This is a genomic window from Microbacterium sp. EF45047 (assembly GCF_028472845.1).
Taxonomy (GTDB): domain Bacteria; phylum Actinomycetota; class Actinomycetes; order Actinomycetales; family Microbacteriaceae; genus Microbacterium; species Microbacterium neungamense.
Map to the genome: position 1 here is coordinate 1,772,727 of NZ_CP069429.1, position 12,895 is coordinate 1,785,621.

Annotated in this window: 13 protein-coding genes; 3 read left to right on the top strand and 10 right to left on the bottom strand. The window is 72.1% G+C overall.

The features are described 5' to 3' along the window. Positions 1-25 precede the first annotated feature (25 nt). Positions 26-817 carry a DedA family protein gene (locus tag JRG78_RS08610; RefSeq protein WP_259606295.1) on the top strand — a complete coding sequence of 264 codons (792 nt, stop codon included), beginning with the start codon at positions 26-28 and terminating at the stop codon, positions 815-817. Between the two features lie 28 nt (positions 818-845). Here JRG78_RS08610 and ku read toward each other — a convergent pair whose 3' ends face one another. After that, positions 846-1,706, bottom strand: coding sequence for a non-homologous end joining protein Ku (ku, locus tag JRG78_RS08615; RefSeq protein WP_259606296.1), 861 nt, complete (start codon positions 1,704-1,706; stop codon positions 846-848). 67 nt (positions 1,707-1,773) lie between these two features. On the opposite strand from ku, the gene JRG78_RS08620 reads away from it, so the two are divergent. Beyond that, on the top strand, positions 1,774-4,311 hold the full coding sequence (locus tag JRG78_RS08620; protein ID WP_272653296.1) for an ATP-dependent DNA ligase: 2,538 nt from the start codon (positions 1,774-1,776) through the stop codon (positions 4,309-4,311). Positions 4,312-4,356: 45 nt separating this feature from the next. Here the strand turns inward: JRG78_RS08620 and JRG78_RS08625 are convergent, their stop codons facing one another. From JRG78_RS08625 to JRG78_RS08650, 6 genes are all read right to left on the bottom strand, one after another. Further along, positions 4,357-5,277, bottom strand: a complete 921-nt coding sequence (locus JRG78_RS08625) for a cation diffusion facilitator family transporter (protein WP_259606298.1) — start codon at positions 5,275-5,277, stop codon at positions 4,357-4,359. Between the two features lie 133 nt (positions 5,278-5,410). Continuing rightward, a complete protein-coding gene (gene rdgB / locus JRG78_RS08630) occupies positions 5,411-6,004 on the bottom strand; it encodes an RdgB/HAM1 family non-canonical purine NTP pyrophosphatase (protein WP_259606299.1) in 594 nt (197 codons plus the stop codon). Then, positions 6,001-6,792: a ribonuclease PH gene (gene rph, locus JRG78_RS08635; protein WP_259606300.1), complete on the bottom strand. Its 792-nt coding sequence runs from the start codon at positions 6,790-6,792 to the stop codon at positions 6,001-6,003. Before rph ends, rdgB begins: the two co-directional genes overlap by 4 nt. A gap of 28 nt (positions 6,793-6,820) precedes the next feature. After that, positions 6,821-7,660, bottom strand: a complete 840-nt coding sequence (gene murI, locus JRG78_RS08640) for a glutamate racemase (RefSeq protein WP_259608176.1) — start codon at positions 7,658-7,660, stop codon at positions 6,821-6,823. Between the two features lie 77 nt (positions 7,661-7,737). Then, positions 7,738-8,166 (bottom strand): N-acetylmuramic acid 6-phosphate etherase, encoded by a 429-nt coding sequence (locus JRG78_RS08645; protein WP_259606301.1) that lies wholly within the window; start codon positions 8,164-8,166, stop codon positions 7,738-7,740. Next, the gene (locus JRG78_RS08650; protein ID WP_259606302.1) at positions 8,150-8,548 is read right to left on the bottom strand and encodes an RpiR family transcriptional regulator; all 399 of its coding nucleotides are present in this window, start codon (positions 8,546-8,548) and stop codon (positions 8,150-8,152) included. Before JRG78_RS08650 ends, JRG78_RS08645 begins: the two co-directional genes overlap by 17 nt. Between JRG78_RS08650 and JRG78_RS08655 the strand changes: the two genes are divergently transcribed. After that, on the top strand, positions 8,547-9,956 hold the full coding sequence (locus tag JRG78_RS08655; RefSeq protein ID WP_432806404.1) for a nicotinate phosphoribosyltransferase: 1,410 nt from the start codon (positions 8,547-8,549) through the stop codon (positions 9,954-9,956). The two genes, JRG78_RS08650 and JRG78_RS08655, sit on opposite strands and share 2 nt — an antisense overlap. 9 nt (positions 9,957-9,965) lie before the next feature. Here JRG78_RS08655 and JRG78_RS08660 read toward each other — a convergent pair whose 3' ends face one another. Genes JRG78_RS08660 through JRG78_RS08670 form a run of 3 tightly spaced genes read right to left on the bottom strand, consistent with a single transcriptional unit; the run spans position 9,966 to position 12,894 of the window. Next, positions 9,966-10,232 carry a DUF3039 domain-containing protein gene (locus tag JRG78_RS08660; RefSeq protein WP_259606303.1) on the bottom strand — a complete coding sequence of 89 codons (267 nt, stop codon included), beginning with the start codon at positions 10,230-10,232 and terminating at the stop codon, positions 9,966-9,968. Between the two features lie 29 nt (positions 10,233-10,261). Further along, a complete protein-coding gene (locus JRG78_RS08665; RefSeq protein WP_259606304.1) occupies positions 10,262-11,821 on the bottom strand; it encodes a hypothetical protein in 1,560 nt (519 codons plus the stop codon). After that, entirely contained in the window at positions 11,797-12,894 is a 1,098-nt protein-coding gene (locus JRG78_RS08670) for an ABC transporter ATP-binding protein (protein ID WP_272653297.1), read from the bottom strand. Before JRG78_RS08670 ends, JRG78_RS08665 begins: the two co-directional genes overlap by 25 nt. Between the last annotated feature and the right edge of the window lies 1 nt (position 12,895).

A 12,895-nucleotide genomic window follows, 5' to 3' on the forward strand; every position in this document is an offset into this window, starting at 1 on the left:
CCGACCTCTGACACGACGGGACGTCATGCTTCACACCGCTCTGCAGGCGCCGACGGCGCTGATCCCCTGGCTCGATCCTGAGACGATCATCGGCGCGGCAGGTCCCTGGGCCCTGCTGGTGGTGTGCTTCATCGTGTTCGCCGAGACCGGTCTGCTCGTCGGCTTCCTGCTGCCCGGCGACACCCTGCTGGTCATCTCCGGTCTGCTCGCCCACGCGCAGTCGTACGCCCCGAACGGGGTGTTCGGCATCAGCGTGTGGTGGGTGGCGCTGCTGATCGGCCTGGCGGCCTTCGTCGGCGGAGAGGTCGGCTACCTGATCGGCCACAAGGGCGGCCCTGCGGTGTTCGAGCGCAAGGAGTCCGGCCTGTTCAGCCGCAAGAACGTCGAGCGCACCAACGCGTTCTTCGAGCGGTTCGGCGGCATCACGATCATCCTCGCCCGCTTCGTGCCCATCGTCCGCACCTTCGCGCCGGTCGCCGCCGGCGTCGGCCACATGCACAAGGGCAAGTACACCCTCTACAACCTCATCGGCGCCGTGCTGTGGGGCTTCGGGCTGACCATGTTCGGCTACGTGATCGGGTTCATCCCGCCGGTGGCATGGTTCGTCAAGGAGTACATCGATCTGATCCTGCTCGCCGCGGTCGGCGGCACCGCCGTCGTCACGCTCTGGCACTACCTCGTCGAGCGGCACAAGGCGAAGAAGGCCGCGGCGGCCGGGGAGGACGTGATCGTGGACCGCGAGGAGGCCGCTCACCTCGCCCTCGACCCGGAGGTGTTCGAGCGGGCCCCCGACCTCGACGGCGACGGCAAGCGCTGAGCCGCCGCCTGCAGCCCACGTCGGAGGCTCAGCCGGCCTTCTTCTTGCCCTTCTTCGCCGGCGCCCCGGACTCCTTCGACTCCTTGCCGCCGGCATCCTTCCGCGCGGCCTTGGACTTCTCCACGCTCGCGCGCAGCGCCTCCATCAGGTCGATGACCTCGCCGCCCTTCTCCTCGCCCTCCTCGGCGAAGGTCTCGGCGACGTCGAAGCCCTCGCCGGCCTCGATCTTGGCGTCGATGAGGGTGCGCAGCTCCTTCTGGTACTCGTCGACGTACTCATCCGGGTCGAAGTCGCTGGAATAGCTGTCCACGAGCGAGGCCGACAGCTCGAGCTCCTTCTTGCTGATCGTCACGTCCTCCTCGAGGGCCGGGAAGGATGCCTCGCGCACCTCGTCCGCCCAGAGCAGGGTCTGCAGCACGAGCACGTTCCCGCGCACCCGCAGCGCCGCCAGCCGGGTCTTCTGCCGCAGCGTGAACCGCACGATCGCGGTGCGATCGGTCTGCTCCAGGGTCTTCCGCAGCAGCACGTACGCCTTGGGCGACTTCGAGTCCGGCTCCAGGTAGTACGCCCGGTCGAGCGTGAGCAGGTCGACCTGGTCGCTGGGCACGAACTCGACCACGTCGATCTCCCGGCTCTTCTCGGCCGGCAGCGCGTCGAGGTCCTCCTTGGTGATCACGATGGTGCGCCCGTCGTCGACGTAGGCGCGGTCGATGTCGGCGTAGGGGACCGTCTCGCCGCACACCTCGCAGGTGCGCTGGTAGCGGATGCGGCCGCCGTCCTTGGCGTGCACCTGATGCAGCGGCACGTCGTGGTCCTCCGTCGCCGAGTACACCTTCACCGGCACGTTCACCAGGCCGAAGGTCAGCGCGCCCTTCCAGATGCTTCTCATCACACCAGTAGACACCAGGCACACCTTTCACGACCAGGGGGTTGCGCACGGCGGATACGCTGGCGGCATGGCATCCGGCGGGCAGGTCGTGCAGATCGACGGGCGCCGCCTGCGCGTGACCAATCTCGACAAGATCGTCTACCCCGAGACCGGCACCACCAAGGGCGAGGTGATCGCCTACTACACGCGGATCGCCCCGGTGATGCTCCCGCACGTCCGCGGTCGTCCGGCGACGCGCAAGCGGTGGGTGGACGGCGTGGGGACGACGGATGCCCCGGCCGAGGCGTTCTTCACCAAGCAGCTCGAGCAGGGCGCCCCGGACTGGATCCGGCGGATGCCGATCGAGCACTCCGACGGGCCGAAGGAGTACCCGCTCATCGAGGACGTCCCCACCCTGGTGTGGATGGCGCAGATGGCGGCCCTGGAGCTGCACGTGCCGCAGTGGCGGTTCACCGCCTCGGGCGGACGGGGCCGTCCCGATCGCATGGTGCTCGACCTCGATCCCGGCCCGGGGGTCGGGTTGCCCGAGTGCGCCGAGGTGGCGCGGCTGGCCCGCGGCATCCTGACCGGGATGGGGCTGGAGCCGATGCCGGTCACCAGCGGCAGCAAGGGCATCCACCTCTACTGCCGGCTGCCCACGAGCGAGGACGGCACCGGCCTGCAGACCAGCGACGAGGTCTCCGCGGTGGCGAAGGAGCTGGCCCGGCTGATCGAGGCGGACCACCCCGACCTGGCGACGCACGTGATGGCGAAGTCCGCGCGCGGCGGAAAAGTGTTCATCGACTGGAGCCAGAACAGCGCGTCGAAGACGACCATCGCGCCGTACTCGCTGCGCGGCCGCGCGCACCCCTGGGTCGCGGCGCCGCGCACGTGGGAGGAGCTGGACGACCCCGAGCTCGCGCACCTCTCGTTCGGCGAGGTGCTGGACCGGGTGGATGCCGGGATCGACCCGTTCGCCTCCCTCGCCCCGCCGTCCACCGCCCTCTCCTCGTATCTGGCCAAGCGCGACGCGTCGAAGACGCCGGAGCCCATGCCGCGGACGGCATCCGCCGGCGGCTCAGGCGCCCCGCGGTTCGTCATCCAGGAGCACCACGCCTCACGGCTGCACTACGACCTGCGCATCGAGCGCGACGGGGTGCTGATCAGCTGGGCGGTGCCGAAGGGGGTGCCGGAGACCTCGGATCGCAATCATCTGGCCGTGATGACCGAGCCGCATCCGCTGGAGTACCTCACCTTCGAGGGGGAGATCCCGAAGGGCGAGTACGGGGCGGGCACCATGACGCTGTGGGACACCGGCACGGTGGCACTGGAGAAGTGGCGCGACGACGAGGTGATCGGCACCTTCACCGGCCGCCCCGGCGGGCGGCTGGGGTCGGTGCGGCTGGCGCTCATCCGCACCGAGGGCAGCGGGGAGAAGTCGCAGTGGCTCCTCCACCGCATGAAGGACCCGCACGGGCATCCGACGGCCCACCCGGGCGAACCCCCGTCGGCCCCCGAGCCTGTCGCCGGGTCCGCGGCCACGCACGGCGACGCTTCGACGGGCTCAGCGTCCGGAGGCTCGGCGTCCGGAGGCGACGCTTCGACGGGCTCAGCGTTCGCAGGCTCGGCGTCCGGAGACAAGCCCACCCTCGCGACGCTCGAGCCGATGCTGGCCGAGGCGGGGACGCCCGGCCTCGCCCGCGCCCTCGGGGATCCGGCCTGGGCGGAGATCAAGTGGGACGGCATCCGCGCCCTCGGCACGTGGCGGGACGGGCGGATGCGGCTGCACGCCCGCCGCGGCACCGACATCACCGCCCGCTACCCCGAGCTCACCGCCGACGGCGCCCCTCTCCTGCCCGCCGACGAGGCGGTCGTGGACGGCGAGATCGTCGCCTTCGACGCGGCCGGACGCCCCAGCTTCGCCCGGCTGCAGAACCGGATGCACCTGACCCGGCCTCGGGAGATCGAGCGCGAGGTGGTGCGCACGCCCGTCGTGTACCTGCTGTTCGACCTGCTGCGGCTGAACGGGCACGAGCTCACCGGGATGCCGCTGCGGCAGCGCCGGGAGCTGCTCGAACAGGTCGCCGCCGATCTCGACGCCCCGGTGCAGGTCGCCCCGGTGTTCGACGACATCGACGCGGCGCTGGACGCCAGCCGGCAGTACGGTCTGGAGGGGGTGGTCGCCAAGGACCCCGCCTCCCGCTACCGGCCGGGCGTGCGGTCGTCGGCGTGGCTGAAGCTCAAGCACACCCGCACCCAGGAGGCGGTGATCGTGGGCATCCGTCCCGGGCAGGGCAACCGGCAGGGCACGATCGGGTCGCTGCTGCTGGCCGTGCCGGAGGAGGATGCCGGCACGCTCCGGCTGCGCTATGTGGGCAAGGTGGGCAGCGGGTTCACCGAACGGATGCTGGCCGACCTGTCCGCCCGCCTTGAGCCGCTGCGCACGCCGGCCCCGGCGGTGCCGGACGTGCCTCGACCGGAGGCGAAGGACGCGCAGTGGGTGCGACCCGAGCTCGTGGGCGAGGTGGAGTTCTCGGAGTGGACTCCCGGCGGCATCCTGCGGCACGCGCGCTGGCGCGGCCTCCGACCGGACAAGACACCCGACGAGGTGCGCGTGGAGCCGTGACCGGCGTCGAGCCCCGACCGGCGCCGAGCCCGACCGGCGGCGTGGTCAGGCGTGCGCCGCCTCGCAGTCCGGGTGATCGGCGGGCTCGAGCTGGAAGGTGGAGTGCTCCACGTCGAAGTGGTCGGCGAGGCAGGCCTGCAGATCCGCGAGCAGGGCCGACGACCCGCCCGACGCGAGCAGCGCGGGGTCGACCGCGACGTGGGCGGTGAACACCGGGGCGCCGCGGGTGAGTTGCCAGACGTGCACGTCGTGGACGCCGACGACCCCGGGGTAGCCCTCCAGGTGGCCGCGGATCTCGCTCACCGCGGTGCCTTTCGGTGCGGACTCGGCCAGCACGGAGAACACCTCGCGCAGCAGCGAGACCGCCCGCGGCAGGATCATCACCGCGATGACGAGCGAGGCGATCGCATCCGCCGGCATCCATCCGGTCGCGACGATCACGATCGCCGCGGCGATCACGAACACCGAGCCGATGAGGTCGCCCAGCACCTCCAGGTACGCGCCGCGCACGTTGATGCTCTTCCGCTGCGCCGCACTCAGCAGCCACAGCGAGAAGCCGTTCGCGAGCATGCCGACCACGGCGACGATCAGCATCAGCGGGCCGGCGACCTCGGCCTCGCCGGGCTGGATCAGCCGGGTAACCCCCTGCACGGCGACGACCGTCATCAGCACGAGCAGCACGACGGCGTTGATCAGCGCCCCGAACACCTCGGCGCGCTGGTAGCCGAACGTGCGCCGGTCGTCGGCCGGGCGGGCGGCGACGATGCTGGCGATGAGTGCGATCACGAGCGCCGAGGAGTCGGTGAGCATGTGCGCCGCGTCGGCGAGCAGCGCGATCGACCCCGACAGCACGGCGCCGACGATCTGCACGACCATCACGGTCGCGGTGAGCGCGAGCGAGATCGCGAGCAGCCGGCGCCCGCCGGCCTCCCGGATGCTGCCGTGTGCATGTGCGTGGTCGTGCATGCATCCAGGCTAGGACGGCACCGCCCCGGCACGGCGCAGGTCGGCGCAGTCGGGAATGGTGATGATTCTCAGAAGGCGGATGCGGACGGCCGGATGCCCGACCGACGGACGTCCGCCGCCGGGCGTCGGATGCTCAGAGCTCGGCGAGCAGCGGGATCAGCGCCGCGAAGGCGCGGGCGCGGTGGGATTCGGCCTGCTTCTCCTCGGCGGTGTACTCCCCCACGGTGCGCTCGGCGCCGTCAGGCTGGCCGTCCGGGATGAAGATCGGGTCGTAGCCGAAGCCGCCGCTGCCGGACGGGGCGTGTGCGAGCCGGCCGCGCCAGATCCCCTCGACGACGCGCTCCCGGCCGTCGGGTGTGACCAGCGCGATCGTGGAGTGGAACTCGGCGCCGCGGTGCGCGTCGGCGATGTCGCGCAGCTGGTCGAGCAGCAGATCGAGGTTCGCCGCGGCGTCCTTGCGCTGGCCGGCCCAGTACGCGGAGAAGACGCCCGGTGCACCGCCCAGCACGTCGACGCAGATGCCGGAGTCGTCGGCGAGCGCGGCGAGCCCGGTGTGCGCGGCGGCGGCACGTGCCTTGATCAGCGCGTTCTCCGCGAAGGTGACCCCGTCCTCGACCGGCTCCGGACCGTCGTAGCCGATCACCTCGAGGTCCGGGCGGGCCTTCGCCACGATCTGCTGGAACTCGGCGACCTTGTGCGGATTGTGCGTGGCGAGCACGACCTTCATCGCGCGGACCCCGGGTCGGGCGCTTCGACGGGCTCAGCGTCCGAGACCGGCTGAGCGTCCGACAGGGCGGCGGCCTGCAGCTGGGTGAGCCGCGCGCATCCGGCCAGTCCGAGGTCGAGGAGGGCGTCCAGCTCGCTCTTGTCGAACGGCGCCCCCTCGGCGGTGCCCTGCACCTCGACGAAGAGTCCGCGGCCGGTCACGACGACGTTCATGTCGGTCTCGGCGCGCACGTCCTCCACGTATGCCAGATCCAGCATGGGCTCGCCGTCGATGATGCCCACGGACACCGCCGCGACCGAATCGCGCAGCGGCACCGCGTTCTTCCCGATCAGCTTCTGCGCACGGCCCCACGCGATCGCGTCCGCGAGGGCGACGTAGGCGCCGGTGATGGCGGCCGTGCGTGTGCCGCCGTCGGCCTGCAGCACGTCGCAGTCGATCACGATGGTGTTCTCGCCGAGGGCCTTGGTGTCGACGACGGCGCGCAGCGCACGGCCGATCAGCCGGGAGATCTCGTGAGTGCGCCCGCCGATGCGGCCCTTCACGCTCTCGCGGTCGTTGCGGGTGTTCGTCGATCGCGGCAGCATGGCGTACTCCGCGGTCACCCAGCCCTTGCCCTTGCCGGTGAGCCAGCGCGGCACGCCGCTGGTGAACGAAGCGGTGCACAGCACGGTGGTGCCGCCGAAGCTGATCAGCGCGGAGCCCTCGGCGTGGCGCGACCAGCCGCGCTCGATCCGGACCTCGCGGAGCTGGTCGGGGGCGCGGCCGTCGGCGCGGACGATGTCGGTCATGGTGTCCTCTCGGATGTGCGGATGACGCTCAGGCGCGGTCGGCCCGCGACAGGTGGGGAAGGGTGATCGCCCCGGTCTGCACGAGCTGCACGTCGCGCACCTCGCGCCCCATCAGGCGGTTGGCGAGCCGGGTGAAGTCGTCTGCGGACTCCCCCGTCGCCTCGTACACGTAGCTCGGCACAGCGCCCTCCGGCGCCAGCAGGTCGCCGCGCACGAGCTGCCGGTACACGTCCGCGGCGGTCTCGTCATCGCTGGAGACCAGGGTGACCCCGTCGCCCATCACGTAGCTGATCGCCCCGCGCAGGAACGGGTAGTGGGTGCATCCGAGCACCAGCGTGTCGACGCCCGCATCCCGCAGCGGCGCGAGGTACTCCTCGGCGGTCGCGAGCACTTCCGGAGTCCCGGTGATCCCGGCCTCGACGAATTCGACGAAGCGCGGGCACGCCGCTGTGAACACCTCCAGGCGCTCGTTCACCTCGAGCATGTCCTGATAGGCGCGGGAGCCGATCGTGCCCACGGTCCCGATCACGCCGACCCGGCCGTTGCGGGTGGTGGACACGGCGCGGCGCACGGCGGGCCCGATCACCTCGACGACGGGGACGTCGTAGCGCTCGCGGGCGTCGCGCAGCATGGCGGCGGATGCCGTGTTGCACGCGATCACGAGCATCTTCACGCCCTGGTCGACGAGGGTGTCCAGCACCTCGAGCGCGTACCGGCGCACCTCGGCGATCGGCTTGGGCCCGTAGGGCGAGTGGGCGGTGTCGCCGATGTAGACCAGCGACTCCTGCGGCAGCTGCGCGCGGATCGCGCGTGCGACGGTGAGCCCGCCGACACCGGAGTCGAAGATGCCGATCGGCGCGTCGTTCATGATCATCCAGCCTATCCCGGCACGGCGGGTGCGATCGGGCGGTGGCAGCCCCGGCCCGGCAGCTCCCGACGCGGCTCCTAGGCTCCGGACGCGCCGAGCGTCCGGAGCGCCTCCCGCAGCACGCCGCCGGAGGCGGCCAGGGCCTCGCGCGCCCGCGCGGCATCCGTCCCGCCCGCGACGATCGCGATCGCGAGCTTCGCCGAGCCGTCGGCGGCCTCGAGCGCCTGCGCGGACACTCGGGCGTCGCAGCCGGTCGCGTGCATCACGATCCTCTCCGCGCGGGCGCGAAGCTTCGCGTTCGTGGCCTGCACGTCCACCATGAGGTTCCCGTGCACGGCGCCGAGCTGCACCATCGTCAGGGTGGAGAGCGTGTTCAGCACCAGCTTCTGCGCGGTGCCCGCCTTCAGCCGGGTCGACCCGGCGACGATCTCGGGGCCGACCTCGACCTCGATCGCGACGTCCGCCTCGCCGGACATCTCGGCGCCGCGGTTAGCCGCCAGCGCCACGGTGAAGGCGCCGCTCGCCCGCGCGGCCCGCAGCGCGGCGCAGCGCGGTCTCTCCGCCCGCGACGATGCCGACCACGAGGCCGGGATCGGCGCCGAACGTGGGCGGCACCTCGCTGGCGTCGAGCACGCCGAGGCGGCCGGGCGTGCCGGCGCCGATGTAGACGAGCCGGCCTCCGCCGCGCAGCCTCGCCACGATGCCGTCCACGGCACGGGCGATGCTCGCCTGCGCCCGGCGGACCGCCTCGGCCGCGGCGACCCCCTGCTCCGCCATCGCCGCGACCTGCTCCGCCGTGCTCATCAGGTCGAGCTCGGCGTAGGCCGGGTCCACGGCCTCCGTCGCCAGCGTGTCCAGTTCGTCCCGCACTCCGTCGTTCCCGGTCATGCGATCACGGTACCGGGGCCGCCGCCGCGGCGGCATCCGGCCGCATCCGGCGGCGGGTCGGCCGGAGCCCGCTCAGTACACTGAGCCCATGAGCACCGCGTTCCTCACCGACCGCTACGAACTGACCATGCTGGCGGCATCGCTGCGCGACGGGACGGGGCGGCGGCCCAGCGTGTTCGAGCTGTTCTCCAGGCGCCTGTCCGGCGGCCGGCGGTTCGGGGTCGTGGCCGGGACGGGGCGCCTGCTGTCGCTGCTGCGCGACTTCCACTTCGGCGAGGACGAGCTGCGTTATCTGCGCGACAACCGCGTGGTGGATGCCGACGCTCTGCGCTACCTGGAGGGCTACCGGTTCACCGGGACCATCCGCGGATACCGGGAAGGGGAGCTGTACTTCCCCGGATCCCCCATCCTCACCGTGGAGGGCACCTTCGCCGACGCGGTGGTGCTGGAGACGCTCGCGCTCAGCGTCCTCAACCACGACTCGGCGGTGGCGACGGCCGCCTCGCGCATGAGCATCGCGGCCGGTGAGCGCCCGCTCGCCGAGATGGGCTCCCGCCGGGCTGCGGAGGAGTCCGCGGTGGCGGCCGCGCGGGCTGCGTTCATCGCCGGGTTCGGGGCGACCAGCAACCTCGAGGCCGGCCGGCGCTGGGGCATCCCCACCATGGGCACGGCCGCGCACTCCTGGACACTGCTGCACGACACCGAGGAGGACGCGTTCCGCGCCCAGGTGGAGGCGCTCGGCACCGGGACGACCCTGCTCGTCGACACCTACGACATCCGCGCCGGCGTCGAGACTGCGGTGCGCGTGGCCGGCACCGGCCTCGGCGGCGTGCGCATCGACTCCGGCGACCTGCCGATCGTGGCCGCCGAGGTGCGCGCGCACCTCGACGAGCTGGGCGCCACCGGGACGAAGATCACCGTCACCAGCGACCTCGACGAATACGCGATCGCCGCTCTCGCCGCCTCGCCCGTGGACGCCTACGGCGTCGGCACCTCGGTCGTGACCGGATCCGGCTACCCGACCGCGAGCATGGTGTACAAGCTCGTCGCACGCCAGGCGCCGGACGGCTCGTGGGTGGCCGTCGCGAAGGCGTCCACCGACAAGGGGTCCAAGGGCGGCCGGAAGGCCGCGTTCCGGACGCTCGAGGACGGCGTGGCCACCGCGGAGACGATCGCGGTCTCCGACGGCTTCGAAGAGGTCGACGTGCCGTCCGAGCACCCCGGGTCCCGGCCGCTGCAGATCACCCTGGTCGACCACGGCGACATCGACACCGCGCACGAGGGGCCCGAGGGCACGGCCGCCGCGCGCGCCCATCACCTGCAGGTGCGCGAGGAGCTGCCGATCCGCGCTCTCGCGCTCAGCAAGTCCGACCCGGCGATCCCGACCGTCTTCGAAGACGCCCGTTAGGGCCCGGCCTCAGTTCTTGAGGCCCTCGTAGATCTCCTTGCAGGTGGGGCAGATCGAGAACTTCTCCGGGTCGCGCCCGGGCGTCCACTTCTTGCCGCACAGCGCCCGCACAGGCTTGCCGGTAATCGCGGACTCGAGGATCTTGTCCTTCTTCACGTAATGCGAGAAGCGCTCATGGTCGCCGGGCTCGAGGTTCTCCTCGCGGAGGATCTCTTCGAGTTCACGATCAAGCGTTGCCACGCCGCCCTGATCGGGGCTGTCCAGCGGAGTACTCATGCCGCGAGTCTAGTCGCGCCCGGCCCGGCTCAGGTCGTCTCCGCGAACTCCATCAGCCGCTCCCCGCTGCGTTCGAAGATGCGCCCGCCGAGCATCACGCCGCCGGCGACGACGACCGCGCCGGTGAGGACGCCCACCCAGAACGCGGCGGCCCCGTGGCCGCCCGTGATCACCGCGAGAACGAACAGCCAGATCGTCGGGCCGCTCAGCAGGATCGCACCCACGAAGGTCAGCGCCGGGCCGAACGATCCGTACGAGGAGCGCTGCGGCTGCTGGAACGGGCTGTCGCCCGGCCGGGAGACGGCGTAGGGCGCGATGACCGACGCGATGCTGGACATGCCCAGGCCGGTGAGCAGGAGGCTCGCGGCGAGGCCGATCATCGGCATCAGCAGATGCCAGCGGGATGCCACGGCGAGGCTGACCGAGATCGCGACAGCCAGGGTGGGCACCGCGACCAGCGTCACCGGCACCAGCCGGCCCAGCCGGTCGGGGATGCCGCGCAGGCCGCTGGCGACGTGGATCCACACGGCGGTCGAGTCGTAGGCGACGTCGTTGTGCGGCAGCCAGCCGAAGAAGAGCGCCATCACCGGGACCGGGACCAGCGCGGCGATCGACAGCGGCACTCCGGCCACCAGCAGCGGGAAGACGGTGAGGACGCCGGCGATCGGCACGACGATCACGTTGACGATGTAGCGCCGGTCGCGCAGCCAGTACACCAGGCTGCGCGCGGCGACGGCGCCGAACGCGGTGGACGGCATGATGCCGAACCAGCCCATGCCGGAGCGCTCCCGGGCGGCGACCGGGCGCTCGGTGGTCGTGAGCATGTGCCGCACGAGCGCGTTCCACAGCCAGGCGATGCCGACCGCGGTGGCGAGGGCGACGATGCCGGAGAGCCACGCCCCGCCGGTGTCTCCGGATTCGGCGGCGAAGATGAGCCCGTACGGGGCGGCGAGCGGTGTCGCACCGGCGATCGCGGACATCGTCTCGACGCCGTGCGGCACCCGCCCCTTCCACGCCAGCGAGGCGAAGTACACCGCGACCGGGAACGCGATCACGATGACCGGGATCGTGAACAGCACGGTCAGCTCCCGCGAGCGCCGCTCGGGCAGCAGGATCGCGCTGGCCGCCATGCCGATCCGCGCGACCATGATCGTGGTCATCGCGCCGACGAGGCTGCACAGCACGGCCAGCAGCCACGGCACGCCGGCGCCGATCGCGACGACGGCGACGCAGGCGGCGATGGCCAGCATCGCCAGGCTCGGAACGCTGACCACCGAGGCGAGCAGGAGGATCCACGGCATCCGCCGTTCGTCGACGCCGAACGGGGCGAAGCGCCTCGGGTCGAGCTGGTCCACCGTGCCGGAGAGCATCGGCCCGACCAGGAAGGCGAGGAAGGCCGCGGCCCCGCCGAGCACGATGACGGCGCGCGCGACGGGCGCGGGCGCGTCGTCCAGGCCGAGCACGGCGACGCACACCGCGACGGTGAGCACGACCGCGATCGCGAACCCGAGCGCGGTGCGCACCGGCCGCTCGCCGCGCAGCGCTCCGACCAGGAGCGCCAGCCTCAGGCGGAGAACGTGTGCAACCACTCGAGGCCCTCCACTTCCCCGCCGCCGCCGGACAGCTCGACGAAGCGCGTCTCCAGGGACTTGCCGGCGCGCACCTCGTCGATCGTGCCCTCTGCGAGGACCTCCCCCTCGACGATGATCGCGACGCGTGAGCAGACCCGCTCGACGAGGTCCATGCCGTGGCTGGACAGGATCACGGTGCCGCCGTGCGACACGTACGAGCGCAGGATGTCGAGGATCACGCCGGAGGACACCGGGTCGACGGCCTCGAACGGCTCGTCGAGCACGAGCACGCGCGGCGAGTGGATCATCGCGCCGGCGAGCATCACCTTCTTGGTCATGCCGGCCGAGTAGTCCGAGACGACGCGACTGAGAGCCTCGGTCAGGTCCAAGGCGCGGGCGAGGTCGGCGATGCGCTTCTCGATCACGGCGTGCTGCAGGCCGCGCAGCTGCCCGTAGTAGTGCAGCAGCTGCCGCCCGGTGAGGCGGTCGAAGGTGCGCAGCCGGTCGGGGAGCACGCCCATCACCCGCTTGGCGGCCAGCGGCTTGACCCGCTGGTCGATGCCGCAGATCATCACGCTGCCCGCGTCCGGCCGCAGCAGCCCGGCGATGACGGAGAGGGTCGTGGTCTTGCCGGCGCCGTTCGGGCCGACGAGCCCGTAGAAGGAGCCGGCCGGAACCGTGATGTCGATGCCGTCCACCGCCCGGCTCTCGCCGAAGCGCTTGACGAGCCCACGGATCACGATCGCCTCGGCCGGGGCCGCCGAGGCGGCGGGCGTCACGCGCGGGGTGGTGGCGGTTTCGGCGGCGGGCGCTTGGGTCGGGGTGGTCTCCCCGGCAGGCGCGTCGGCGGGGGTGGCTTCCGCGACGGGCGCTTCAGCCGCGGCCGCATCGGCGGCAGGGCCGTCGGATGCCGGGGACGCGTCCTGCTCCAGGCCAGGCTCCTCGACGGCCGGCGCAACCTCCGCGACGGCCGGTTCAGGCTCCGCGACGGCGGACGTGGACTCGTCGACGACCGACCCGGACTCGTCGACCGCCGGCGCGGGCTCCTCGACCGAGGCCGGCTTCGAGATGGTCTCGATGGGCCCGGACACG

What these genes read in the sequence shown, in the direction of transcription:
- JRG78_RS08610 (WP_259606295.1), top strand. Translation starts at nt 26, where the DNA reads ATGCTTCACACCGCTCTGCAGGCGCCGACGGCGCTGATCCCCTGGCTC.
- ku (WP_259606296.1), bottom strand. Translation starts at nt 1,706, where the DNA reads ATGAGAAGCATCTGGAAGGGCGCGCTGACCTTCGGCCTGGTGAACGTG.
- JRG78_RS08620 (WP_272653296.1), top strand. Translation starts at nt 1,774, where the DNA reads ATGGCATCCGGCGGGCAGGTCGTGCAGATCGACGGGCGCCGCCTGCGC.
- JRG78_RS08625 (WP_259606298.1), bottom strand. Translation starts at nt 5,277, where the DNA reads ATGCACGACCACGCACATGCACACGGCAGCATCCGGGAGGCCGGCGGG.
- rdgB (WP_259606299.1), bottom strand. Translation starts at nt 6,004, where the DNA reads ATGAAGGTCGTGCTCGCCACGCACAATCCGCACAAGGTCGCCGAGTTC.
- rph (WP_259606300.1), bottom strand. Translation starts at nt 6,792, where the DNA reads ATGACCGACATCGTCCGCGCCGACGGCCGCGCCCCCGACCAGCTCCGC.
- murI (WP_259608176.1), bottom strand. Translation starts at nt 7,660, where the DNA reads ATGAACGACGCGCCGATCGGCATCTTCGACTCCGGTGTCGGCGGGCTC.
- JRG78_RS08655 (WP_432806404.1), top strand. Translation starts at nt 8,547, where the DNA reads ATGCGATCACGGTACCGGGGCCGCCGCCGCGGCGGCATCCGGCCGCAT.
- JRG78_RS08650 (WP_259606302.1), bottom strand. Translation starts at nt 8,548, where the DNA reads ATGACCGGGAACGACGGAGTGCGGGACGAACTGGACACGCTGGCGACG.
- JRG78_RS08660 (WP_259606303.1), bottom strand. Translation starts at nt 10,232, where the DNA reads ATGAGTACTCCGCTGGACAGCCCCGATCAGGGCGGCGTGGCAACGCTT.